Source organism: Nocardia mexicana NBRC 108244 (genome assembly GCF_001613165.1).
Taxonomy (GTDB): domain Bacteria; phylum Actinomycetota; class Actinomycetes; order Mycobacteriales; family Mycobacteriaceae; genus Nocardia; species Nocardia mexicana.
In genome coordinates this window covers 1-22,717 of sequence record NZ_BDBV01000049.1, presented here as the reverse complement: position 1 = coordinate 22,717, position 22,717 = coordinate 1, and the positions used below count along the sequence as shown (strand labels likewise).

General features: G+C 69.5%; 16 protein-coding genes and 1 pseudogene. 6 read left to right on the top strand and 11 right to left on the bottom strand.

All coding sequences use genetic code 11. The features are described from left to right. Positions 1-168: 168 nt before the first annotated feature. The 3 genes and pseudogenes from NM1_RS19885 to NM1_RS19875 form a co-directional block, all read right to left on the bottom strand. Positions 169-1,334 (bottom strand): annotated as a pseudogene (locus NM1_RS19885) (RNA polymerase sigma factor). 62 nt (positions 1,335-1,396) lie between these two features. After that, a complete protein-coding gene (locus tag NM1_RS19880) occupies positions 1,397-1,792 on the bottom strand; it encodes a YciI family protein (protein WP_246011402.1) in 396 nt (131 codons plus the stop codon). Between the two features lie 179 nt (positions 1,793-1,971). Beyond that, positions 1,972-3,285 carry an MFS transporter gene (locus NM1_RS19875; RefSeq protein WP_068021710.1) on the bottom strand — a complete coding sequence of 438 codons (1,314 nt, stop codon included), beginning with the start codon at positions 3,283-3,285 and terminating at the stop codon, positions 1,972-1,974. A gap of 139 nt (positions 3,286-3,424) precedes the next feature. On the opposite strand from NM1_RS19875, the gene NM1_RS19870 reads away from it, so the two are divergent. After that, complete coding sequence (locus tag NM1_RS19870; RefSeq protein ID WP_068021707.1) at positions 3,425-6,088, top strand: alkaline phosphatase family protein; 2,664 nt, start codon at positions 3,425-3,427, stop codon at positions 6,086-6,088. A gap of 18 nt (positions 6,089-6,106) precedes the next feature. On the opposite strand, the gene NM1_RS19865 is transcribed toward NM1_RS19870, so the two are convergent. The 6 genes from NM1_RS19865 to NM1_RS19840 all read right to left on the bottom strand — a co-directional run bounded on the left by NM1_RS19865 (position 6,107) and on the right by NM1_RS19840 (position 14,887). After that, positions 6,107-6,553, bottom strand: a complete 447-nt coding sequence (locus NM1_RS19865; protein WP_068021705.1) for a VOC family protein — start codon at positions 6,551-6,553, stop codon at positions 6,107-6,109. A 91-nt stretch (positions 6,554-6,644) separates the two neighbouring features. Continuing rightward, complete coding sequence (locus NM1_RS19860) at positions 6,645-7,037, bottom strand: VOC family protein (protein ID WP_068021703.1); 393 nt, start codon at positions 7,035-7,037, stop codon at positions 6,645-6,647. Positions 7,038-7,057: 20 nt separating this feature from the next. Continuing rightward, positions 7,058-8,434, bottom strand: coding sequence for a bifunctional lysylphosphatidylglycerol flippase/synthetase MprF (locus NM1_RS19855; RefSeq protein ID WP_068021750.1), 1,377 nt, complete (start codon positions 8,432-8,434; stop codon positions 7,058-7,060). A 402-nt stretch (positions 8,435-8,836) separates the two neighbouring features. Further along, complete coding sequence (locus NM1_RS19850; protein WP_068021701.1) at positions 8,837-11,848, bottom strand: bifunctional [glutamine synthetase] adenylyltransferase/[glutamine synthetase]-adenylyl-L-tyrosine phosphorylase; 3,012 nt, start codon at positions 11,846-11,848, stop codon at positions 8,837-8,839. 98 nt (positions 11,849-11,946) lie between these two features. Beyond that, entirely contained in the window at positions 11,947-13,284 is a 1,338-nt protein-coding gene (glnA, locus tag NM1_RS19845) for a type I glutamate--ammonia ligase (protein WP_068021699.1), read from the bottom strand. 58 nt (positions 13,285-13,342) lie between these two features. Continuing rightward, entirely contained in the window at positions 13,343-14,887 is a 1,545-nt protein-coding gene (locus NM1_RS19840; RefSeq protein WP_068021698.1) for an alpha/beta hydrolase, read from the bottom strand. 159 nt (positions 14,888-15,046) lie between these two features. On the opposite strand from NM1_RS19840, the gene panB reads away from it, so the two are divergent. The 5 genes from panB to NM1_RS19815 all read left to right on the top strand — a co-directional run bounded on the left by panB (position 15,047) and on the right by NM1_RS19815 (position 19,526). Continuing rightward, positions 15,047-15,895, top strand: coding sequence for a 3-methyl-2-oxobutanoate hydroxymethyltransferase (gene panB / locus NM1_RS19835; RefSeq protein WP_068021696.1), 849 nt, complete (start codon positions 15,047-15,049; stop codon positions 15,893-15,895). Positions 15,896-16,192: 297 nt separating this feature from the next. After that, on the top strand, positions 16,193-17,113 hold the full coding sequence (locus NM1_RS19830) for a phosphotransferase (RefSeq protein ID WP_068021693.1): 921 nt from the start codon (positions 16,193-16,195) through the stop codon (positions 17,111-17,113). 123 nt (positions 17,114-17,236) lie between these two features. Further along, positions 17,237-17,695 carry a hypothetical protein gene (locus NM1_RS43060; protein ID WP_068021691.1) on the top strand — a complete coding sequence of 153 codons (459 nt, stop codon included), beginning with the start codon at positions 17,237-17,239 and terminating at the stop codon, positions 17,693-17,695. Further along, entirely contained in the window at positions 17,695-18,654 is a 960-nt protein-coding gene (gene pip / locus NM1_RS19820) for a prolyl aminopeptidase (RefSeq protein ID WP_068021689.1), read from the top strand. The genes NM1_RS43060 and pip overlap by 1 nt, the downstream gene beginning before the upstream one ends. Continuing rightward, on the top strand, positions 18,654-19,526 hold the full coding sequence (locus NM1_RS19815) for a CHAD domain-containing protein (RefSeq protein WP_068021686.1): 873 nt from the start codon (positions 18,654-18,656) through the stop codon (positions 19,524-19,526). The genes pip and NM1_RS19815 overlap by 1 nt, the downstream gene beginning before the upstream one ends. A gap of 129 nt (positions 19,527-19,655) precedes the next feature. Here NM1_RS19815 and NM1_RS19810 read toward each other — a convergent pair whose 3' ends face one another. Further along, complete coding sequence (locus tag NM1_RS19810; RefSeq protein ID WP_068021684.1) at positions 19,656-21,191, bottom strand: RNB domain-containing ribonuclease; 1,536 nt, start codon at positions 21,189-21,191, stop codon at positions 19,656-19,658. A gap of 15 nt (positions 21,192-21,206) precedes the next feature. Beyond that, positions 21,207-21,539 (bottom strand): hypothetical protein, encoded by a 333-nt coding sequence (locus NM1_RS19805; RefSeq protein ID WP_068021682.1) that lies wholly within the window; start codon positions 21,537-21,539, stop codon positions 21,207-21,209. Positions 21,540-22,717 lie beyond the last annotated feature (1,178 nt).

The window sequence follows — 22,717 nt, the reverse complement described above, 5'->3', positions numbered from 1 at the left end:
ACACATCGTAATCGCAATCCCCCGCACCGGCCCAACGATTGTCGCGAGATCGTGCGCACGGGCCCCGGCCCAGGGGGAATTCGCGATGTCCGATACCGCTGCCCGGCTTCGACGTATCCGTGAACCGGCGCACCGGCGCACCGGTCTCGCAAACGGACTTCGAGGAGATCAGTCGAGCCGGGCTGCGCGGGCGTTCAGGTATCGCTGCTGCGGGAGGCTTTTCGCCTGCTTCGCGGCGGTCCGATAGGACTCCCGCGCCGCGGTGTCGTCGCCGAGCATCTCCAGCAGATGGGCCCGCACGGCGGCTACGCGGTGGTCGTCGCGCAGCCGGTCCGCGACCAGGTCGACCAGCCGCAGCCCCTCCTCCGGCCCGCGGGACATCGCCACCGCCACCGCATGATTCAACGACACCACCGGGTTGTCGGCGAGGGCGAGCAGGCGTTCGTACAGCAGGGTGATCTGCGGCCAGTCGGTCGAGGCGTAGTCGGGCGCCTCGTCGTGCAGGGCCGCGATCGCCGCCTGCAGCTGGTAGGGGCCGACCTCGCCCCGCGGGAGTGCCGCGGTGATGATGTCGATGCCCTCGGCGATATCGCCTGCGCGCCACAGGCTTCGGTCCTGTTCCGCCATCGGGACGAGCTCTCCCGACGGGCCCGTGCGTGCGGCGCGGCGCGCATCGGTCAGCAGCATCAGTGCCAGCAGCCCGCCGCCTCGCTGTCGCCGGGCAGCAGCCGATGCAGCAGGCGTGCCAATCGAATTGCCTCGGAGGACAATTCGGCACGCTGCAGGTCCGGACCGGAGGTGGCCGCGTAGCCCTCGGTGAAGATGAGGTACAGCACGTGCAGCACGGCGGCCAGTCGCTCGGCGCGGTCGGCGGTCGACGGCATCGCGAACACCGTCCCGCTGTCGGCGACGGTCTGCTTGGCGCGGGTGATGCGCCGGGTCATGGTCGCCTCGGAAACCAGGAACGCGCGGGCGATCTCGGCGGCGGTCAGCCCGCCGACCGCGCGCAGCGTCAGCGCGATCCGAGACGGCGGCGACAGCGCCGGATGACAGCACAGGAACAGCAGAATCAGCGTGTCGTCGGCGTCGGCCGACGGCCGGTCCGCCGGCGGCGACAGCCAGTCGCCGGGCAGCCGCCGCTGCGCCACCGCCGCCTCCCGGTCCCGCCGCGCCTGCTCGCTGCGCAGCAGATCGGTCAGGCGCCGCGAGGCGACGGTGATCAGCCAGCTCCGCGGCGTGTCCGGCAGCCCCTCCTCCGGCCACCGGGTCGCGGCGGCCAGCAGCGCCTCCTGCACCGCATCCTCGGCGAGGTCGAAATGCCCGTACCGCCGCACCAGCGCGCCGAGGACCTGCGGCGCCAGGCAGCGCAGCAGGTCGTCGGTTTCGCTGCGGGACTTCACATCTCGTCCGCGGACTCCATGATCGGCCGGATGTCGGCGTAGGCATTCGCGTAGACGTCGGCGGGCGCCGGGCACCCCTGCAGCCGCGCCGCGATCTCCGTGGCCCGGTCGAAGCTCTCGCACTCGACCACCCAGTATCCGGCGAGCACCTCCTGCGTTTCGGCGTACGGCCCGTCGGTGACGAATGCCGTGCCGCCGCGGTTGCCCACACGCCGCGTGTGCACCGGCGCGGCCAGTCCGCGGGTCTCCACCAGCTCGCCGGAGGCCTCCAGCTCCTGGTTGAACGCCGTCATGAACTCCGCCATCTTCGCGAAATCCTTCGGCGTCCAAGCGGATTCACCGCTGCCCGCCATGCCGTCGTAGTCCTGCTGCGAGCCGTAGCTCAGGATCATGTACTTCACGACCGCTCCTTTCGCGCGGCGCCCGGGTGGCACCGCTCAGCAGAGACGTCGGAGCCGTCTCCCATTCTCGGACATCGTCGCGACGCGTGTTCTGCGATCCATGCCCGGAGATCGATCCGAGTGCGAGCGTGCGCCGCCGCCGTTCCGAGCGCTACCGAAGCGACCGGGAGTCACACCCGCTCGGTGGCGAGCCGACGGGTACGCAGGGCGAGCGCAGCCAGTCCCGCCAGCACCATGTACACGCCGACCACCCACAGTCCCGCGCGCTGTGTGCCGGTCAGGTCCTTCAACCACCCGGTGACGTAGGGCGCGGCGAACCCGCTGATATTGCCGAGGGAGTTGATCAGCGCGATACCGCCGGCCGCTGCCGCACCGGACAGGAACGTGCTGGGCAGCGCCCAGAACGTGGGCAGCGCGGCCATCACACCGACCGCGCACACCGTCACCGCGGTCATCGCCGCGAACGGGTTGCCCAGATACAGCGCGACGGGAATCGCCAGGCCGCCGAGGATCGCGGGCAGCGCCACATGCCAGCGCCGCTCCCCCGTCCGGTCGCCGTGGCGTCCCCACCACACCATCGCCACCGCGCCGATCACGTACGGCACCGCGGTGATCAGCCCGCGCTGCACCACCGAATAGTGCGCCCCGTACTGCTCCTGGAATCCCGCGACGATCGTCGGCAGGAAGAAGCCGAGCGCGTACAGCCCGTAGGCGATGCCGCCGTAGATGGCGGCGAGCCCGAGAATGCGCGGATGCGTCAGCGCCTTGCGGACCGTCCAGTGCTCGGCCTGCGCCAGTTCCTCCTGTTCGCGCGCCAGTTCGGTGGCCAGCCACTCGCGTTCGGCGGGCTCCAGCCACCCGGCGCGCTCGGGACGGTCGGTCAGATAGAACCAGGTCATCACCGCCAGCAACAGCGCGGGCAGCCCCTCCACCAGGAACATGAACCGCCAACCGGACAGCCCGAACACCCCGTCGCCGTACTGGATGATCAGGCTCGACAGGGTGGAGCCCAGCGCGGTCGAGATCGGGACCGCGGTCATGAACAGCGCCACCACCCGCGCCCGGTACCGCTGCGGGAACCAGTAGGTCAGATACAGCAGGATCCCCGGAAAGAAGCCCGCCTCCGCGACCCCGAGCACGAATCGCAGGATGACCAGCACCGTCGGATTGGGCACGAAGGCCATCGCCGTGGCGATCACACCCCAGCTGAGCATGATCCGGGCGATCCATCGCCGCGCGCCGAAGCGGTGCAGCGCCAGGTTGCTCGGCACCTCCAGCACCAGATAGCCGAGGAAGAAGATGCCGGAGGCGAAACCGAATACCGTCTCCGACATCCCGAGTTCGGTCTTCATGCCGCTCGGCCCGGCGAAGCCGATGTTCACCCGGTCCAGATAGTTCACGAAATACAGCAGTCCGAGGAACGGCACCAGGCGCAGGCCGACCTTGCGCAGGGTGGTCCGGGAGACATCGGTGTCGTCGAGCACCTGCGTACTCTCCGGTCCGGAATGCCGGAAGTCAAGGCCGGGCCCTGTCGCTGGGTCACCGCGTGGCGGTGCGATATATCGCGGCCCATGACGGCTAGTGTCCGGTCGCTCCGAATTCCCCGATACGGATTGGACGGCAATGGATCGGCGCGGATTTCTTCGTGGGACGGCGGGCGCCACCGGAATCGGCGCCCTCTCGCTGTTGCCCGACAGCCTGATCCGCGCCTGGGCCGAGCCCGCCCCGTCGGGCGGACTGTCGAACGTCGAGCACGTGGTGATCCTGATGCAGGAGAACCGATCGTTCGACCACTACTACGGCACCGTGGCGGGCGTCCGCGGCTACGGCGATCTCGCGGCCCTGCAGCTGCCCGGCGGCAGGTCGGTGTTCCATCAGCCCGACGGCGACGGCTATGTGCTGCCGTTCGCCACCGACCTGCAGAATCACGAGGGCTGCGACCACTCGTCCGGCGGTGGTCACGCCGCCTGGGCCGACGGCCGCTACGACCGGTGGGTGGCCGCCAAGGGGGCGCGGTCGATGGTGCACTACGACCGCGGTTCGCTGGAGTTCTATCACCAGCTGGCCGAGGCCTTCACGATCGGCGACAACTACCACTGCTCGCTGAACGGAGCGACCGACCCCAATCGCCTGTACCTGTTCACCGGCGCCGCGCGGAATCCGCTCGCCATGGACAACTTCGCCTCCGTCCTGCAGGAGACGATCTTCACCAGCAGGGAGCTCTCCTCCTGGATGCGGTCGCAACCGGCGGACGCGGTCGCCGCGGGGCTCGCCGCGCTGCTCAACGGCTCCACGTCGCTGCTGCCGCAGTCCGTTGTCCGGGCGGTCGAGCAGGCGATCGGGCAGCCGGAGACGAACTTCCTGTTCGCCTTGCCTGCCGTGCAATCCACTGCGGCACAACGCATCGTGGCGGAGGCCGTGTACGGGCTGCCGTGGACCACCTATGCCGAACGGCTGCAGGACCGCGGGGTGAGCTGGAAGGTGTACCAGGAGTGGGACAACTACGGTGACAATTCGCTGGAGTACTTCGCGACGTTCCGGCGAGTGGCACGGGAATCGTTGAAATACACCGACTTCGGCGACGGCGTCCCCTTCGAGACGTTCAAGGCGATGTACAACCAGCTCAGGGCCGACCCCGGCGCGCAGCGAAAACACGAGAGCGCCCTGCAGCGCGGGCTGAGCGAGCTGGCGCCCGCGGATCGTCAGCTGGTGGAACGCGCGCTGTTGCGCGCGCCGACCGGGACGCTGGCCGAGAAGCTGCGCGCGGACGTGCAATCGGGTGCGCTACCCAAGGTCTCGTGGATCGTGCTGCCGTTCGACCAGTGCGAGCATCCGGCCATGGGACCGCGCAACGGCCAGGCCGTGGTGCGCGACGTGCTGGATGCGCTGTGCGGCAATCGCGACGTGTGGAACAAGACGGTCTTCATCCTGAATTACGACGAGAACGACGGATACTTCGACCACGTCCCCGGCCCGGTGCCGCCCCCGGGAACCGCCGACGAATACCTGTACGGCCACAATATCGGTCTGGGTAGCCGGGTGCCGCTGCTGGTCGTGTCGCCGTGGAGCAAGCAGGCGGTGTGCTCGGAACTGTTCGACCACACCTCGGTGCTGCGCTTCCTGGAGCAGGTGACCGGTGTCGAGGAACCCAATATCTCGGCATGGCGGCGCAAGATGTGCGGCGACCTGACCGCGACCCTCGATTTCGGCAGTTCCGTCGCGCCCGTGGTTCCGGCCGCGCAGCCGCCCGCGGCACAGCCCGATGAGGGTGCGCCACAACCGGTTCCGGAGATGCAGCGGCTGCCCGCGCAGGCCGCCGGGAGCAGAACGCGAATCCCGTTGCCCTACCGGCCCACGGCCCGGGCCGAACAGAGGTCCGGTGGCATCGCGATCACGCTGGGCAACGACGGTACGGCCGCCACCCACTTCACGGTGCACCCGAATGCCTTTGCCGCCGACTACACCCCGTCCCGGTTCGACATCGACCCCGGGGCCGCGGTCACGGCCGACTTCACCGCGACGGACGGCCGCTACGACTACACCGTCTACGGAATCGACGGATTCCAACGGCGATTCGCCGGAGACCTGACCGCGCCGGGCGGCGCCCTGGAGGTGACCGCGACCGTCACGCTCCGCGGCGCCCGCCGAATCTCCCTCGAATTCACCAACTCCGGGGCAACGCCGGTGGCATTCCTGGTGCGGTCCAACGCCTACCGCGGCGACGGTCCGTGGCGGATCGAGGTGCCCGCCGCCGGGTCCGGCAGCCGAGAGTGGGTGCTGGACACCGAGGATCAGGGCCGCGGCTGGTACGACCTGACCGTCACCGCGGATGTCGACGCCGGGTTCCTGCGCCGCCTGCGCGGTTATGTCGACCACGGCACCCGCGGGGTCACCGCGGACGACGCCGCACCGTTCGACCGGCTGCTACTGGACCGCTCGATCTACGAGTCCGGCCGCGATCTCGTGGTCACCTATTGCGTGGCAGGCGCGGTTTCGGCGCATCGGCTGGCGGTGTACGCCGATCCCGGTGTCTCCCTGGATGTTCCGAGGGCCGAACCGGTGCGTGCGCTGGACCTGCCGAACGGGAACACGCGTGACCAGGTGACAATGCCGATGACACTGTCCTCGCCGCTGCCCGGATCCAGCACGCGGCCTTCCTCGCGCGGCACCTCCGGCAGCGGTGGCCTCGCTGCCGCAGAACCACTTCCCGCCGGGGCCTACGTCGTCCACCACCTCGACGGGACGAACAAGCCACTCGCACAACCGGTCCGGTTCCGGGTCGTGTAATCCCGCGCGGCGGCAGGGCTACTGAACGCAGAACTCGTTGCCGTGCGGGTCGGCCATGGTGGTCCATTCGCCGCCGAGGTCACCGTCGTAGAGCCTGGTTGCGCCCAGGGTTTCGAGCCGGATCACCTCGGTCGCGCGGCGCTCGGGCCCGACCTCGACATCCAGGTGCAGCCGGTTCTTGGCGGTCTTGGGCTCGGGCACGAGCTGGAACACGATGCGGTCGCCGTTCGCGATGCCGGTCGTCTCGTCGACCGGCGCCTGCGGCTCCCGGATGGCGGAGAAATCCAGCCAGTACAGCCGATCCCCGTCGCGCACCACGCGATCGGCCGCGATCTCGCCCGAGTCCATCATCCGGTGCAGCAGCGGGGTGTGGTTCTCGACCTCGTAACCGAGCGCCTGCGCCCAGAACCGGGCCAGCTCGTTCGGGTCCGGCGTATCGATGACGACCTGGTAGCGGATGCCCATCCTGTTCCTTTCTCCGGTGTAATCCCTTCCACGTGACAGGATTTCACCGTGCGCCGCAACTCGGGGGCATCCGCGATCTACACGGCGTCGCTCAGGGGTAGACGGCGATCTCGATCAGGTTGCCGTCCAGGTCGCGGCAGTAGTGCGAGGTCATCTCCCCCAGCGCACCGACCTTGGTGACCGGGCCCTGGGTGATCTCGACCCCGCACGAAACCAGGTGGGCGCGAACCTCATCCGGTGTCGAGGCGCTGACGAAACACAGATCCTCCGATCCGGCCGCCGACACCGCGCCGGTGACCCACTCCGGATCCTCGCCGACCGGCCGCAGATTGATCTTCTGGTTACCGAATACCAGCGCCGTCCGCCCGGCCGGGCCGAACTTCTCCGCCCGCATCCCGAGCACGCGCTCGTACCACGCCGCGGTCGCCGCCACGTCCCGGCAGTTGATCACGATGTGGTCGAACCGCTCCACCGCAAATCCCATACCCCGGACGCTACTCCCGCTCAGTCCTGATGGCGGTGGGGGACGAATTCCAGGGTGAGCAGGGCGGCGGCGGTGAAGACGATCTCGCGCCAGCGGATCAGGACGAAGCGCTGGTCGCCGAAGGAGTTGAACTTGCGCAGGAACCGGTACAGCGACTCCAGGCGGATCAGCGGGTCGAGGGTGCGGGCGGCCAGGTAGATCGCCTGCAGCGAGCGGGTCCGCTGCTTGTCGGCGAACAGTTCCGGGAAGGCCGCGAACGCCAGCGAGATGCGCTGCACGCCTTTGTCTTTGCCGTATTCGACCAGATCCACGATCATGCGCTCGTCCAGGCCGTTGGGCGCGTCCCTACGACGCCACGGCACATCCAGGCTCAGCTCGGTGCCGTGGTTGGATTCGCCGTAACGCTGGAAGCCGACCACGCGGCCGTCCGCGTCGCGCGCGATGACCACCAGCATGCCGGGGTGCCGCCCGTCGAGCAGGTGGTCGAGGATCATCGAGAACCCGCGCGTCTGCCGGCCCTTGCCCCATTCGTCGACGATGTCGAACAGGGTGCCGCGCAGCCGCGGGTCCAGCTCGGTCTCCCTGACGATCTGGGTGGTCACCCCGAAGTTGCGGGTGCGGCTGACGCCCTGGCGCAGATTGCGGTACTTGCGGCCCACCATGTCGAACCGGGCCACATCGATCACCACATCGCGGCCGATCGGAATCGCCCGCAGCCCATGGTGTTCCGCGGCGCTGCCACGCCACAGTTCGGTCAGGTCCGGGCTGGCGCCCAGCACCGCGACGCGCCACCCGTGGTTCATCGCGAATTCGGAGAACTCCCGGATCAGCGTGGCGAAGTCGGCTCGATTGCCGACCGGATCCCCGGCCACCACCGCGATGCCGAAGCGGGCCCGGTAGCCGAGGGCCGCCGTCGAATTCGTGTTGAAGAAGTAGGTCTTCGCCGAGTGCAGGGCGAACGGCGCCAGCGGGTCGCCGGTGGTCCGGTCGACCAGCGCGGCCACCCGGTACTGCTGTTCCGGCTGCGGGCGCGAGGACACCGGCAGCATCAGGATGAATCCGGTCGAGGCCAGGCTCACGAACCCGATGGCCGAATGCCCGTTGTGGTACGCGATATTGGACACGCCGAGCACGACCAGTGCCACCGCGAAATGGGGCAGCGTGATCGGCCGCCGCAAATGCAGTCCGCGGGCCACGAACAGCCCCGCCAGCGACACCGCGACGAACCAGCTGTGGTTGACGCCGACCCGCGAGGCCCGGTCGGCCGCGTACACCAGCACCACGCCCACCAGCAGCAGCACCACGATCAGCGGTACCCGGATCGCGCGGGCGGGCGATACGGCCGCGTCCCGATAGGTTCTTCGGTACCCGGCGACGGCAGAGTTCAGTTCGGACACGTCACCACCCCCGGCATCCACGCAGGTGGGCGCGCCGCCCGTCCACGAACACCCTCGCCATCCTCATCCTCCCGATGCTCCCGTCCCACCTATCCCGAACAAACCCTCCGGTCGGAATTATCCCACCGAACTCCACACGCCCAGGCCCTACCCGGCCCAACCGACGCCGAACCGCGGCAACCCACCCTTAAATCATAGGATGAATCCGCAAACAGACGTGCACGGGTTTCAACCGATACTCCCCCACCCCTGTTCCCGCAACGGGTTTATGCATTGCGCCACACCACAACCCACGCACCCCAAGCCCGTTCCCGCACCCTCTGCAAACCGCTGTAGCGAGTGCGAGAACCTACCAAGGGTGCGGGAAACACCACACCCCAGTAGTCGGCCGGGCGGAACTCGCTACCCGCCGAAGACCCGTTCGACCACGGTTTTCGCCCGTCGGGTGACCCGCATGTAGTGGTCGAGGAACTCACTGCCGTCGTCGTTCGGCCACCCCGCTACCCGAGCGACCGCGGACAGCAGCTGCCCCGGCCCCGGCAGCTGGTCGGCGGGTTTCCCTCGAACCAGCACCAGCGCATTCCGCGCCCGGGTAGCCGTCAGCCACGCGTCCCGCAGCAATTCCACATCCTCGGCGTCCAGCAGCTCTGCCCGCTCGATGGCATCGAGGGACTCCAGCGTGGACGTGTTGTGCAGCGACGGCACCTCGTGCGCATGCCGCAGCTGCAGCAGCTGCACGGTCCATTCGATATCGGCCAGCCCGCCGCGCCCCAGCTTGGTGTGTGTCGCCGGATTGGCCCCGCGCGGCAACCGCTCGGAGTCCACCCGGGCCTTGATGCGGCGGATCTCGCGCACCGCGTCGGCGGAGACCCCGCCCTCGGGATAGCGCACCTTGTCGATCATGTGCAGGAACCGCACGCCCAGTGCCTGGTCGCCCGCGACCTGGTGTGCGCGCAGCAGCGCCTGCACCTCCCACGGCTGGGCCCACTGCTGGTAGTAGGCCTGATAGGCGGCCAGCGTCCGCACCAGGGCCCCGTTGCGGCCCTCGGGGCGCAGGCCCGCGTCGACCTGCAGCGGCGGATCGGTGCTGGGCGCGCCCAGCAGGCGCTGCACCTTCTCGGCGACGCCGATCGCCCACTTCACCGCCGTCGTCTCGTCGGCGCCGGGCCGGGGATCGCAGACGAACAGCACATCGGCGTCGGAGCCGTAGCCCAGCTCCTTGCCGCCGAGCCTGCCCATGCCGATCACCGCCATATCGGCGGGCGCGGGCCCGCCCAGTTCGGCCTCGCTCGCCCGGATCACCGCCAGCAGCGCGGCCTCGAGCACCGCCACCCACACCGACGACAGCGCCCGGCACACGCGCGGCACGTCGAGCATGCCGAGCACGTCGGCGGAGGCGACGCGGGCCAGTTCGTGGCGGCGCAGCGACCGGGCGGTCGTGATGGCGCGCTTGGGGTCGTCGTAGCGGGCGGCTCCGGCGAGGATGCCGTTGCGGACGTCGTAGAGCTTGGGCGACAGCAGCAGCGGGCCGTTGGGCCCGTCGGCGAACATCCGGATCGTCTCCGGCGCGTTGATCAGCAGGTCGGGCAGGTACGCCGAGGAGCCGAGCACGATCATCAGGCGTTCCGCGATGGCACCCTCGTCGCGCAGCTCGCGCAGGAACCAGATCTGGTTCTCCAGCCCCTCCGACACCCGCCGGTACGCGAGCAGGCCCTGGTCCGGGTTCGGGGTTTCGCCGAGCCATTCCAGCAGGGTCGGCAGCAGCAGCGCCTGGATGCGGCCCTTGCGACCCACCTCGCCGGTGAGCGCCTTGAGATGGCCGAGGGCGTTCTCCGGGGCGGCGTAGCCCAGCGCCGCCAGCAGTCGCACGGCCGCCGTCGGGCTCAGCCGCAGCGCGGCGGCGTCCAGGCGGGCCACCGATTCCAGCAGCGGGCGGTAGAACAGCTTGGCGTGCAGCCGCCGCACCCGCATGGCATTGCGCTTGATCTCGCTCTGCAGGACGCCGACCGCGTCCTGGCGGCCGTCGGGACGCATGTGGGCCGCGCGCGCCAGCCAGCGCATGCCCTCGTCGTCGTCGGAGGCGGGCAGGGTGTGGGTGCGCTTGAGCCGCTGCAGCTGCAGCCGGTGCTCGAGCAGGCGCAGGAACTCATAGGAGGCGGTGAGGTTCGCGGCGTCATCACGGCCCACGTAGCCGCCCGCGGCGAGCGCCGTCAGCGCCTCCACGGTCTCCTGCACGTGCAGCGACTCGTCGGCCTTGCCGTGCACCAATTGCAGCAGCTGCACGGCGAATTCGACGTCGCGCAGGCTGCCGTGGCCGAGTTTCAGTTCGCGCTCGCGCAGGTCCGCGGGCACCAGATCCTCCACGCGGCGGCGCATGGTCTGCACCTCGGCGACGAAATCGGGCCGCTCCGAAGCATTCCAGACCATGGGCATCAGCGCGTCGCGGTATTCCTCGCCCAGCGCCAGGTCACCGGTGGCGGGCCGGTTCTTCAGCAGGGCCTGGAACTCCCACGTCTTCGCCCACCGCTTGTAGTACGCCACATGGGATTCCAGCGTGCGCACCAGCGCGCCCGCCTTGCCCTCGGGCCGCAGCGCGGCATCCACCTCGAAGAAGGCGCTGCCCGCCACGGTCATCAGCTCGGCGGCCAGCCGGGTGGCGGTGGTGTCGGCGGGTTCGGCGACGAACACCACATCGACGTCGGAGACGTAATTCAGTTCGCGCGCACCGCATTTGCCCATGGCGAGCACGGCCAGCCGCACCGGCACCGGCTGATCCGGGCACACCCGCGCGACCGCCACCGCCAGCGCGGCGGTCAGCGCCGCATCCGCCAGATCGGTGAGATGGCGGCCGACCTGCTGATAGGGCAGGACCGGCTCGTCCTCCACGGTGGCGGCGAGGTCGTGGGCGGCCAGCTGCATCAGTTCGTCGCGATACCGCTTGCGCAGCAACGCGATAACTTCCGGCCCGGCAATCTTCGCGCGAAACAGCAGGGGCCCGGAATTCGGGCCGTCCTCGGGCACCGCCTGCACCACGCCGAGCAGGTCCGCGATCAGCTCGTCCCGCTTGGGCAGGTCCGCGCGGCGCAGCAACTGCCACGTGTCGGGCTCGGCAACCAGGTGATCGGCGAAGGCGCTGGAGGAGCCGATCAGCGCGAACAGCCTGCCGCGTAACGAGATTTCGGTGCGCAGCGCCGCATCGAGCTCCGCCCACCCGGACCCGAGCCGCTCCCGCAGGCGGGTGAGCGTCAGCAGGGCGAGGTCGGCATCGGGTGCGCGCGACAGCGCCCACAGCAACGGAATGCTATCGACGTTGTCCCAGGCCAATTCTCGCAGCGAATCGGCGGCCGTCGGCTCGAGCAGTCCGAGCCGACCGGCACCGGGGACCGCGGGACGGGCAGTCGGTGGCCGTACCATGCTCTCAAATTACATGGTCGGCCCCGGCCACCGTGGCCGCATACCCCGGCAGTGGAGAAAGTGTTCTCACTTCGTGCCGCAGGGCTCTCCGGGGGCCTTTACAGATCCAGGTACTCCTGAAGCTCGTACTGGGTGATCTGGGCCCGATAGCCCGCCCACTCCCGGCGCTTGTTGCGCAGGAAGAAGTCGAACACGTGCTCGCCGAGGGTCTCGGCCACCAGCTCCGAGCGCTCCATCGCCTTGAGCGCCTCGTCCAGGCTGCCCGGCAGTTCCTTGAAGCCCATGGCGCGGCGTTCGGCGGTGGTCAGCGACCACACGTCGTCCTCGGCCTCCGGCGGCAGCGTGTACCCCTTCTCGATACCGCGCAGGCCCGCGGCCAGCAGCACCGCGAAGGCCAGGTACGGGTTGCACGCCGAATCGGGGCTGCGGATCTCGACGCGGCGCGAGGACTGCTTGTCCGGCGTGTACATCGGAACCCGAACCAGCGCAGAGCGATTCGAGCGGCCCCAGGACGCCGCGGTCGGCGCCTCACCGCCGTGGATGAGCCGCTTGTAGGAGTTCACCCACTGGTTGGTGACCGCGCTGATCTCGTGCGAATGCTCCAAGATGCCCGCGATGAACGCCCGCGCCGTCTCCGACAGGTTGATCGGGTCGTCGGGGTCGGCGAAGGCGTTCTGCTCGCCCTCGAACAGGCTCATATGCGTGTGCATGGCCGAACCCGGGTGCTCGGCAAAGGGTTTCGGCATGAACGTCGCGCGGGCGTTCTCGTCGATCGCCACCTCCTTGATGAGGTAGCGGAAGGTCATCACGTTGTCGGCCATCGACAGCGCGTCGGCGTAGCGCAGGTCGATCTCCTGCTGGCCGGGCGCGCCCTCGTGGTGGCTGAACTCCACCGAGATCCCCATCGACTCCAGCGCGTCGATGGCGTGACGGCGGAAGTTCGGCGCCTCGTCGTGCACGGCCTGGTCGAAGAAGCCGCCGTTGTCCACCGGCACCGGGGTGCCGTTCTGCAGCGCCGACTTCACCAGGAAGAACTCGATCTCCGGGTGCACGTAGCAGCTGAAGCCCAGGTCACCGGCCTTGTTCAGCTGCCGCCGCAGCACGTGCCGGGGATCGGCCCACGACGGCGAGCCGTCGGGCATGGCGATATCGCAGAACATGCGCGCCGAATGCTGGTGGCCCTTGCTGGACGACCACGGCAGCACCTGGAACGTCGACGGGTCGGGCCGGGCGACCATATCGGCCTCCGACACGCGAGCGAAGCCCTCGATGGCCGAGCCGTCGAATCCGATGCCCTCCTCGAAGGCGCCCTCCAGCTCGGCGGGAGCGATCGCGACCGACTTCAGATACCCCAGGACGTCGGTGAACCAGAGTCGTACGAAGCGGATATCCCGCTCCTCGAGCGTCCGCAGCACGAATTCCTTCTGGCGATCCATACGCGCGAGCGTAAGCACCCGGCGTTAAATCCGTGTTACATAGCCATTGTGGAGCTAATTAACCGCATGTGAGGCCGGGCGCAGGCTCCCGCAAATCCGTCAAATACGCGAACGCCGCGTCGTCGACGCACGACACGCCGCCGGACAGGAACACGGTGTGCCGGGTGCCGCGGTTGGTGATCAGCGCCGCGCCCAGCTCCTGCGCCAGGTTCACGCCCGCCTGGTAGGGGGTGGCGGGGTCCTGGGTGGTGGAGATGACGACCGTCTTCGGCAGGCCCGGCGCCGAGATCCGGTGCGGGGTGCTGGAGTTGGGCACCGGCCAGAACGCGCACAGCTCGAGGGGCGCCTGCCCGGTGGCGTGGCCGTCGTCGAGGAACGGGGCAACCCTGCGGTATTCGGTGTCCTGCTTGTCGGCGACCGCCCGATCCTTCACCGCGGGGTCGTCGACGCAGTGGATCGCCATGAACGAGTCCTGCGAGTTGTCGTAGCTGCCGTCCTTGCGCCGCCCGTCGTACAGGTCGGCCAGCCGCAGCAGGATGTCGCCCTTCCCGCCGGTCAGCTGGGCGAGCCCGGCGCTGAGCACATTCCAGCTGTCGTCGGCGTAGAGGGTGTTCTGGACGCCGGTGATCGCGTCGCCGTAGGTGAGACCGCGGCCGTCGTCGGTGGTCGCGGGCTTGTCCCAGAGCGGCCCGACGAGTTCGCGGAACCTGGTCACCGCCTGCGCCGGATCCGCGCCCAGCGGGCAGTCCGGCCTGCTCGCGCAGTCGGCGGCGTAGGCGTTGAAGGCCTGCTGGAATCCGGCGGCCTGCTGCACCGACTCCGACACCGGGTCGGCGTTCGGGTCCAGGGCGCCGTCGAGCACCATCGCGCGCACCCGGTCCGGGAACTTCTCGGCGTAGGCCGAACCGAGCCGGGTGCCGTAGGAGTAGCCGACGTAGTTGAGCTTCTCGTCGCCCAGCACCGCGCGGATCACGTCCATGTCCTGCACCACCTCGCGGGTGCCGACGTGGGCGAGGAGTTCGTTGCCGGTGCGCTCGGTGCAGCGGGAGGCGAACTGCTTGTTCTCGTCCTCGGCCGCGGTGATGCCCGCCGGGGTGTTGTCCTTGGGCGGCTCGGCGCGCTCGCGGTCCCATTCCTCGCCGGTCAGGCAGGCGATCAGCGGCGTGGACGCGCCCAGGCCGCGCGGGTCGAAGCCGATCCGGTCGAACCGCTCCGCGAGCGGGGTGTCCTGACCCTGCTGCGCCATCCACAGTCCGGGCTGGCCGGGGCCGCCCGGGTTGAACAGCAGCGAACCGATGCGCTGCCCCGTCGCCCTGATCCGCGAGATCGCGATCTGCGCGGTGGCGCCCTCGGGCTTGGCGTAGTCGACCGGCACGGTGACGCGGGCGCACTGGGTGCCCTCGGGGAACCGGCTCGACGAGTCGCCGAAGCCCTCGCAGTCGCTCCACTGGGGAGCCTGGGTGTAGAACTTCTCCAGCCCGGCCGGCGACGGGGAGCCCGCCGGCGGGGAGGCGGGCTGATCATTCGTCGATGTGGAGCAGCCGGCGGCCACACAGATCAGGGCCAGCACGGCTGTCAAACGACCGGTACGCGACAAGGGCATGCGAAGAATCCTTCCAGACCTCGCCGTGTGACGAATTGCATGGTCGGCACGCCTTAATCGGGGTGTCGGGGCGGTGGCACACTGGGAGACGTCCAGGTTTGGACGAGTCATGAAAACCCGGGGACCCGCACGGGCCTCGAGGAGACGACGAAAGGGACGATGATGTCCGCATCCGGAGAAACCGCTGCCTACGGTGCCGCACCGGCGACTTCCCGCAAGAAGACGCGAGTACAGCACCTGCAGCAGATGAAGGCCGCGGGTGAGAAGTGGTCGATGCTGACCGCCTACGACTACTCGACGGCCAAGTTGTTCGAAGAAGCAGGCATTCCGGTGCTGCTGGTCGGCGATTCGGCCGCGAACGTGGTGTACGGGTACGACACCACTGTGCCGATCACCATCGATGAGCTGGTCCCGCTGGTGCGCGGAGTGGTGCGCGGCGCACCGCATGCGCTGGTGGTCGCGGATCTGCCGTTCGGCAGCTACGAGGCCTCCCCCGAGCTGGCGCTGGCCTCGGCCACCCGGTTCATGAAGGAGGGCGGCGCGCACGCGGTGAAACTCGAAGGCGGCGAACGGGTTTCCGAGCACATCGCGCGGCTCACCGCGGCCGGTATCCCGGTGATGGCGCATATCGGGTTCACCCCGCAGAGCGTCAACACCCTCGGCGGGTTCCGCGTGCAGGGCCGCGGCGACGGCGCGGAACAGCTCATCGCCGACGCCATCGCGGTGCAGGAGGCCGGGGCCTTCTCCGTCGTGATGGAGATGGTTCCGGCCGAGCTCGCCGGGCAGGTCACCCGCAAGCTGACCATCCCGACCGTCGGCATCGGCGCGGGCGTCGACTGCGACGCCCAGGTGCTGGTCTGGCAGGACATGGCCGCCTACACCAGCGGCAAGACCGCCAAGTTCGTCAAGCACTTCGCCCAGCTCGGCGACCAACTCCGCAACGCCGCCGCGACCTACGCCGACGAGGTGCGCCGCGGAGTGTTCCCGGCCCCGGAACACAGCTTCTGATCGAGGTGTGAGTGCGGCGGCCGCTCGTGCATACGGGCGGCCGCCGCCCCGTTACGCCGTCCGGGCACACCCCGCCCGCCATCCCCGGCACACCCCACCTCTCGGCCCACTCCAACTTCGTCTCCCGGGGCACACTCCCCCGATCCCGGGCACCCTCCGGCGCCCGGGCACACACGCGCTCGTCTCCCCGGCACAGTCGCCCTCGACTCCCCGGCACACTCCAGCCCTTATTTCCCCGGCGTGCTCCCACCCATATTCCCGGCGTGCTTTTGGCCGGGATCCGGTACCTTGCGAATCATGATGCAGGGGGACATCGGCATGAACGCACCCGACACTCTGCTGCAGGAAACCGTCGAGCCGATTCTCGGGTGGGCGGTGAAAGAGCTGGTGGCGCAAGGGATCACGGTGACCGGCCCGGGCGAGGAGCGGCGGCGCCGGGATTGGACGCTGCTGACGCTCTTGCCCACCGATGCCGGGCCGGTGTGGGTGAAGGCCTGCGCCCGGGCATTCGCGCACGAGGGCCCGCTGCTGCAGACGCTGGACCGGCTGGCCCCGGGCAGTGTGCTGAAACCCCTTGCGGTGCACCGGGAGAACGGCTGGCTGATCAGTCCGGACGGCGGCGCCACCAAGAGCCGGGGCCCGGCCGACCGCGGGCTGTTCCCCATCGACGGCGTCGACGTCGCCCCCGGCCGTCCGGCGGGCTGGGACGAGGTGATGCGGTCCTACGCGGCTCTGCAGCAACGTCTTTCGGATCACGTCGCCGAACTGCGCGAGACCGGGACGCCGTATCTGCCACCCGAGCGGCTGATCGATGTCTACCGCCATTACGAGAACCAGGCCCCCGGCCTGGGCCCGGCGATCGAGCGCACCGCCGCCGAACTCGCCCGATACCAGCGCCTCACCCTCGAGCACAACGACCTGTTCCCCGGCCATGTCTTCGCCACCGGCGGTTACCTGTTCGACTGGGGCGATGCCGTGATCACGCACCCCTTCCTGTCCGCGCGCACCCTCGCCGACCCGCAGCGTGAGCAATACTTCGACGCCTGGCGCGCGGTGAGCACGGTCACCGATACCGAGACCGCCCTCGCCGAACGCCTCGCCCCGCTCACGGCCCTCGCCCCGTTCCGCACCATCGACATGTCCCCCGGCGCACCGGCCGCCCACTTCGCCCCGTTCATCGCCGAACTCGTCGACCAGCTCCGCCGAAACCTCACCTGAACGACCGGCATCCCCCGTGATTCCGCCGCTGGACCGGCGCAGCGTCAACCACGGGAACGGCGTTGCTTGCCGATCGGTGGCAGACTCGGTGTCCGACCGAGAATGAACGAGTAGAGGGAACAGATGTCGCAGAGCCGTTGGATGACTCGCGGGGCGCTGGGCGCGGCAGGGGTGGCCGCCATCGCACTGATCGCCGGATGTGGGGGCGGCACGACCGGATCGCCGGAGTCCGCCGGATCCAGCGGATCGGCGACCACCACCGCACGCACCAGCAGTTCGGCCACCGCGACCGGCACCACGACGCCCGGGGCCGTCGACGTGCCCGACCAGGCCGCCAAGGCGCTGTGCGACAAGATCCAGCCGCAGCTGTCGGATTGGCGGGTGCAGGGCCCGACCCTGGGCCGGGTGGCCTGGAACATCACGGTCCACGAGTGGGCGGCCCAGAACGGCGGCATCAACGGACGGGTGCTCGCCGACAAGGCGGTCGTCGACCGGATCACCACCGCGAGCTGCTCGGACGTCCGCACCCAGGCCATCCAGGCGCTGGAGCTGCCGGACCTGGCCTCGGGGATCGCGTTCTGATGCGCACGCTGTACCCGCCCCTGGAGCCGCGCCGCGAGGGCATGCTCGACGTCGGCGACGGTCAGCAGATCTACTGGGAGGAGAGCGGCAACCCCGCCGGGAAGCCGGTGGTGTTCCTGCACGGCGGGCCCGGCGGCGGCACCGCGCCCTTCCATCGGCAGTTCTTCGATCCGCAGGCGTACCGGATCGTGCTGTTCGACCAGCGCGGCTGCGGGCGGTCCGCCCCGCATATCGCCGACGGCGCGAGCCTCGAGACCAACACCACCTGGCATCTGGTCGCCGATATCGAGAAATTGCGAACGCATTTGGGTATCGAACGGTGGCAGGTGTTCGGCGGCTCGTGGGGTTCCACGCTCGCGCTGGCCTACGCCCAGACCCACCCGGACCGGGTGACCGAGCTGGTGCTGCGCGGCATATTCCTGTTGCGGCGCAAGGAAATCGACTGGTACTACAACGGTTCGGCCGGTTACGTCTATCCTGACCAGTGGGAAAAGTTCTTGGCCCCGGTGCCGGAATCGGACCGTCAGGGAGATCTCGTGAGTGCGTACCACCAACTGCTGCACTCCCCCGATCCCGAGGTCGCCACCGCGGCAGCTGTCGCCTGGTCGACCTGGGAGGGGGCGACGAGTTCGCTGCTGCCGCAACCCGATCGGGTCGCCGAGACGGCCGAGCCCCGGTTCGCGCTGGCCTTCGCGCGCATCGAGAACCATTATTTCGTCAACGGCGGCTTCCTCGACGACGGCCAGCTGCTGCGCGATATCGACCGCATCGCCCACATTCCCGCCGTGATCGTGCAGGGCCGCCACGACATCGTGTGCCCCGCCGTCAGCGCCTGGGACCTGCACCGGGCCTGGCCGAATTCGACGCTGCACCTCGTCGGTGACGCCGGTCACGCCGCCAGTGAGCCCGGCATCACCCACCATCTGGTGGAGGCCACCGACAAGTTCCGGAGTACCTGATGAGCACGACGACAACCGGTCCCGCCCTCCGCGCCGCCCTCGACGCCGACGTGGACCGGTTGTTGTCGGCCGAACCCGATGTGCGCGAAGACCTTCCGGACTCGGTGCATCAGATGCGGGTCGCGACCCGGCGGCTGCGCAGCGTGCTGCGCTCGTACCGGAAGGTGCTCCGCCGCTCGGAGACCGACGAGCTTCGCGACGAATTGCGCTGGCTCGCAGGGTTACTCGGGGAGGCCCGGGACGCCGAGGTGCGCGCGGAACGCTTCACCGCCCTGGCCGACGAGCGGACCGGAGCACAGCGGCGCGCCGGGCGGCAGCTGGCCAAGGCGGAACGCACCCGGTACACCACCGCCCATCGCACCGTCGTCGACGAACTCGACGGCGAACGCTACGCCCGCCTGCGAGAGCGGCTCGATCGACTGCGCAACCGTCCGCCGCTGCGCCGCAAGCGCGCCCGCAAGGACGCCGCCAAGCACTTCTCCGGGGTGCTGCGTGACGACTTCCGCCGCGTGCGCCGCCTGGTCCGCGACGAGCCCGAGGTCGAGGAGTCCGAGCGCACCGAGCACATGCACGACATCCGCAAGGCCGCCAAGCGATTGCGCTATTCCGCCGACGCCGCCGCACCGGTGCTCGGCGGCCCCGCCGAGGAGCTGTCCTCCCGCGCGAAGAAGCTACAGTCCGTCCTCGGCGACCACCGCGACGCCGTCGAGGCGATGGACACCATCCGCGCCCGCGCCGTCACCGCCGCCACCCGAGGCACCGACACCACCGGCTACGAGGGCCTCTACGAGGCCGAATCCGACGCCGCCCGCAAATCCCTCGAGCAATACCCCGCAGCCGCCACCTTCCTCCGCCACAAATACGGCAACTGACCCGAAGCGGCCCGCCCGTCCACGCACCCCTCGCTGATTCCCGCACCGGCTACAGCGCTTGGTAAGTGGTGCGGAAACATGCCAGGGGTGCGGGAACCGAACCGGCAGGGAGTGCGGGAAGCCGCGGTGTCAGGGGGCGGGGAATTCGAAGACGACCGTGCGTTTGGTGGGGTCGGCTTCGATGAGGCGGATGCGGACGCGTTGGCCCTCGGGGGGTGAGCCGACACATTTGGCGAGGACCGGCGGGTCGGCTACGAAGACCTCGGCGGGGCGGGTGCCGTTGCCCTCGCGGACCACGACGGCGTCGAAGTCGCCACCCAAGCGGTCGGCGAGCACCGTGGATTCGGTGAGGTCCAGGCAGGCGCGTTCGAGTTTTCCGGCGATGCCGTCGCTGCGGCGCATGGCGTCGGCGGCGGGGGCGAGGCCGTCGCGGGCCCAGAGCGGGATCGGGGTTCCCGCGCAGCGGGCCAGGCAGACTTCCGTGACGAAGCGGTCGGCCAGGCGGCGCAGCGGGGCGGTCACATGGGCGTACGGGGCGCCGATTCCGCTGTGCTGCACCACATCCGGGACCTCGCCCGCCAGCACGGTGTAGGTGGCGCCGCGGAGCAGGCCGGTGGCCTCCGACATCAGCACCAGGGCGGCAGGGGAATTCGGGTCCAGGCCCGCGAGCATGCGGCCGACGGACGCATCGGCGGGCCAGTCGAGACCCAGGGCAGCGGCGGTGCGGCGGATGGAGTCGATCGCCGACTGGGGCGGTGCGGGCATGGTGCGCAGCACGCCGATCGGCTCGAAAGGAGCGCCGACGGAGCCGTCGCCAGTGTCGACGCCGGAGCCGTCACCGACATCGGCGCCACTGCCGGAACCGTCACCGGGCCCGGTACCGAAGTCCCCCAGCAGGATTCGGGCCGCGCAGATGCCGGTCAGCAGGGATACCTGCTCGTTCCAGTCGTCGGCGGCGGTGCGGGGCTCCACGATCAGCTGCCAGTGCTCGTCGCCGTTCGGCGCGTGGTTGTGGCCGTCGCGCACCACGGTCTGGGCGGGCAACCGCAGCCCGATCGCTCCGCGCGCCAGCCCGGCCTCGATGCGCAGCCGCCCGAATTCGGGCAGCGCGGCGATCGAGGGGTGCAGGCGGCCTGCGTCGGCGTCGGACTGGACGCCCGTGTAGTCGAGCCGGGCCCGCGAGCGCACCAGCGCCCGGCGCACCGAGAATCGGATCGGCTCGGCCCGCTCATCGCATTCGATGGTCCACAGCGCGGCCGGTCGGTCCTGGTCGGGCAGCAGGCTGGCCGACCCTTCCGACAGCACCGGTGGATGCAGCGGCACGGCGCCGTCGGGCATGAAGAAGGTCTGTCCCCGGGACAGTGACTCCCGGGACAGCGCCCCGTCGGGGGCGACGACGGCGCCCACGTCCGCGATCGCGTACTGCAGCAGGAAGCCGGTGGGGGTGCGTTCGAGATACAGCGCCTGGTCCAGATCCAGCGCGCCGGGCGGGTCGATCGTCACCAACGCGATGTCGGTGCGATCGACCCGGGCGCCCGCGAACGCGTCGACCGCGTCGCGGGCCTCCGAGACGGCCTCGGACGGATAGTCCGAGGCCAACCCGAATTCGGTTCGCACGGCGCCGAAATCGACCGGCGCCGACACGATCCTCTGATGGAGCTCCACGCGTATGCGCTGAAACTACTGCAGCGCCAGCATGGTGCCGCTCAACTTGTCGAACGGCCCGTACACGGTGAACACCACGCGCCCGTCCGGGTACTGCGAAGACAGCCCCGATGCCGCGTCGAGCGCCTGCCCGAACGAGGCCGCCGACGGATGCGGCAGGCCCGAGAGCGCCTGCCCGATGCGATTCTGGTGCACCCACTGGGTATCACCGTGGTTCAGATCGACCTGCATCCCACCGGGCAGCGGGGTAACCGCGACCGCATTGGCGGACCCGGCCCCCAGCACACCCAAAACCGAAGCAGCACCGGCGATCAGCGCACCGGCAACCAGCTTGCGAACTACTCGCATAGAGACAGAACCTGCTTTCCGACGTTCGTTGACACCCACAGCCCCATTACCACCCCCAGCAACGGAACTTTCCAACGCGCAACACTTTATGACGTCGATCACCCATCCGGCCAGTTACCGACGGATCGCCGCGTCGGACACGCCCTCGGCTACGGGTTCCGGGTGTTGCATGACCGAATTCCGCGAGCGCATCGGGTCGTGCCGTCCATATCGACCGCATCGGGCCCTCGAGACCTGCGACCGGGTAAACGGCCGATCAGAGGAACCGGGCGGTCGACTTTCGTACCTTCCGGGGCATCCCGGCGGCGATTTCGACGGTAGCAGCGACCTTCCACCGCAACCACCGGGCAAGCCATGCCTTCAAGATCAAGAGCGTACGGCTATGACATTCGGGACAATCGGGCAGTTTTCAGACAGAACGGACGGCCGGGTCGGTCCCACCATCCGGAAACTTCCGCCACGGGCAGCAACGCCGGGGGCCGGGCGAGGGCCACCCACCCGACGGGTCGCCGCGGGCAGCAACGCCGAGAACCGGAGCGAGCGCCACCCACCCGACGGGTCGCCGCGGGCAGCAACGCCGAGGGCCGCCGGGGCGCCGCCTACCCGTCGCGTCTTGGTAGGCGAATCGCGCCCGAACTCCCGCTCAACGACCGATTTCCGCCGGTAGTGCGCGGGCGTGCACGCGCTGTTACTGTGGCCCGCAGTGTGCCCGGGGGAAGTCGATCTTCCCGCGCGCCCCACCTTGTCCCCATCGTCGAGAAATAAGGGAGTTCCGCACCGTATGTCGTCCATCGTCTACGACTACCTGTTGCCGCTGCTCGGCCCCGAGCAGGCCGCCTACTGGGCCCAGATCCTCGTGATCAACCCGGCCGGCTGAGGACGTCCCAGCTCCACGGCGGTGCCCGATAGGGCGCCGCCGTTTTGTTTGTCCATGGATTCCGGCCGAGAGCGCGCCGGAATGACGGACCGCGGTACCAGCGCTAGGGAGACTTCGTACGGATCGCTGAGCCGGACGGCGGATCGGCGGATTCGGTGGAGTCGAGTCTCGCCCCCTCGGCGGCCCCGATCTCCGGCGATGCCAGCGCCACATGCTCCCCCTCCACACTCCCGGCGTCACCACCTTCCACACTCCCGGCGTCGTCGCTCCCTACATTCCCGACAGCACCGCTCCCTACATT